We start from the raw sequence: 2,628 nt of genomic DNA, 5'->3' as shown, positions 1-2,628 counted from the left end.
AAATTTAAAGAAATTCAGGGAACGAAAATGGGAAAATCGGCTCTTGTACTAGGCGCTACGGGCGTCGTGGGCAGGGAGCTGGTACGCGAGCTTTGCGAGAGCTCGGGTTACGATGAGGTAGAAGTATGGACGCGCCGCGAGATAGGCTTTTGCCACCCTAAGCTTCACGCGCGGATCATTGATTTTGAGGGTATCTCGGATATCGCACAGCATAAATTTGACGAATTTTTTTGCGCGCTGGGCACGACGATGAAGCAGGCGGGTTCGCGCGAGGCGTTTTTACGCGTGGATGTAGACTACATCTATGCGGCGACAAAGTGGGGCAAAGCAGTGGGCGTGCGGCGCTTCGTGCTCGTATCAGCTCCGGATGCGAGCGAAGGTTCGCCAAGCTTTTATCTGCGCGCCAAAGGGCAGATCGAGCGGCGCATGAGCGAACTCGGTTTTGATAGCCTTCAGATCGTCCGTCCGCCGATAATCCTCGGCTAGAGACCTGATGCTCGCCCGATAGAACGGCTTGCGGCGGCGGTTTTTAAACTGCTGCCTGCCTGCGTGTTCGGTAAATTTAGACCGCTTAGCGGCGCAAGTAGTGTCCGCTGCGAGCGTGATCTTTGGCTCAAAATCCTATAAAAATTCGCTCATTTTTTCTCTTTATTTTGTTTGATCTCCTCAAGACTTAGACCGCTTTTACCGATGCTGTCCATACCGAGCGTTTCGATCATCACGAGTATTGCGGCTGGGTCTTTGCCTAATACGCGCGCTAACGTGTCCGTAATCTCGGCGATGATTTGCTTTTTTTGCTCTTTTGTAGGCTCTGGAGCGGCTACTTTTATATTTACGAATGGCATTTTCTCTCCTTAAATTTGATAAAGCAGGGCTAATTATATCAAATTTTAGACTATTACCCGTCTCGTTTGCGTTCTAAAATTTAAGTAGATATATTAGAATTTAACTTTAAATTTGATTTAAAGCTAGTATGATTATTATGTGACTTGGTAGTAGTAAAATTTGATAAATTTACCCAAAAGGAGCGAATATGCGTAAGAATTTTTTCGATTCTATCGTTTTGACTGCGGCCTTGGCGGGCGGCGCGTTTATAGCGGTGCCGCAGACTGCGAGTGCGGGCGTTTTGGCGCATCAGGTAAAAACCCAGGGCGAGCTCGGCTCGGTGTTTATCAACCCTTACGACGTGGCGCCTCTAACGGCCGTCATCGATAGGGCGGGCAAGGACATCAAGGATATCCGCGTGCGGGTGCTCGGTAAACCGGGCGGCGGTATCGACATCGCCTATAACGTCTCCGAGCATGCGCTGCTGACGCACGACGGCGTGCCGATCTGGGGGCTGTATCCGGACTATCTAAACGAGGTCGAAGTAAGCTACGTTTTTAACGGCGAAAAGAAGGTCGAAAAGTATAAAATTTACGCTCAGCCGATCGTCACGTATAGCCGAGATTATAGATTTAGCCACATGCAAAAGATGAAGGTTAAAAAGGTCGATCCTGCGTTTAAAAACAGGCTCTATCTCATCAACAACACAATCACGAGCGTCTATAAGCCGCTTGATTGGAAAAACGGAGGTGCTGCTAGCTGGAACGACTTTACAGAAAATTTCGTCGTCGATACGCAGGGCGAGGTCAGATGGTATCTGGACTATCAGAAATTTTACGACCGCAGCGAGCGCAGAGTGATAGATGGCGGTATGATGATGGGCTTTCATCAGCTGCCAAACGGCGATCTGAGCTGGGGTATGGCGCAGCGATATATGCGCTACGATATGATGGGTAAGGAGGTGTATAACCGCGAGCTGCCGCGCGGCTACATCGACCTTAGCCACGAAGTAATGCCGCTAAAGGGTGATCATCTGCTGCTTCGCGTTGGTAAATACAACTACCACCACGCAGACGGCAGGCTCTCGCACACGATCAGAGATCACATCATCGAAGTGGATGGCAGCGGCAAGGTCGTGGACGAGTGGGATCTGAATGAAATTTTCGGCAAAAACGTCTACCGCAGCAACCTCATCAAGGCCCTTGACGCCCGCGCGGTGTGCCTAAACATCGACATGGACGCCAAAGAGATCAAAATCAGCGACGATCTGCCTTTTGGCGACGTGACCTCGACTGGCACGGGACGCAACTGGGCGCACGTAAACTCGATCTCGTACGATCCTAGCGACGACGGCATCATCCTCTCGCTTCGCCACCAAGGCATCGTCAAGATCGGCCGCGACAAAAAGGTAAAATGGATCCTAGCGTCGCCTGAGGGCTGGAGCGCGGACTTTAAAGAAAAAGTGCTCGTTCCCGTCGATAAAAACGGCAACAAAATCAAATGCGAAAACTCAAAATGCGAGGGCGGCTTCGACTGGTCGTGGACGCAGCACACCGCGTGGCTCACTCCGCGCTACGATAACAAGGGCCCAATCAAGCACATCAGCGTATTTGACAACGGCGACGGCCGTGGTATGGAGCAGCCTGCGCTAAAAGAGCAAAAATACTCACGCGCGGTCGAGTACAAGATCGACGAGAAAAAGGGCACAGTCGAGCAGACGTGGGAATTTGGCAAGGAGCGCGGATTTGACTTCTATAGCGCGGTTACTAGCAACGTGGAGTGGCAAAAGGATAAAAGCACGTA

General features: G+C 50.9%; 3 protein-coding genes. 2 read left to right on the top strand and 1 reads right to left on the bottom strand.

The features are described 5' to 3' along the window. On the top strand, positions 1-486 hold a 486-nt coding region (locus tag Q0413_RS04775), incomplete at its 5' end, for an NAD(P)H-binding protein (RefSeq protein ID WP_298987800.1). 149 nt (positions 487-635) lie between these two features. Here the strand turns inward: Q0413_RS04775 and Q0413_RS04770 are convergent. Beyond that, positions 636-845 (bottom strand): 4-oxalocrotonate tautomerase family protein, encoded by a 210-nt coding sequence (locus tag Q0413_RS04770; protein ID WP_297942528.1) that lies wholly within the window; start codon positions 843-845, stop codon positions 636-638. A 188-nt stretch (positions 846-1,033) separates the two neighbouring features. Here Q0413_RS04770 and Q0413_RS04765 point away from each other — a divergent pair. After that, positions 1,034-2,628: aryl-sulfate sulfotransferase (locus Q0413_RS04765; protein WP_298987798.1), on the top strand; the 1,595-nt coding region annotated here is incomplete at its 3' end.

The sequence above is a fragment of the uncultured Campylobacter sp. genome (assembly GCF_938045465.1).
Taxonomy (GTDB): Bacteria; Campylobacterota; Campylobacteria; order Campylobacterales; family Campylobacteraceae; genus Campylobacter_B.
Note: the sequence above shows the minus strand (reverse complement) of the source record. Positions and strands in the feature narration are given on the sequence as shown.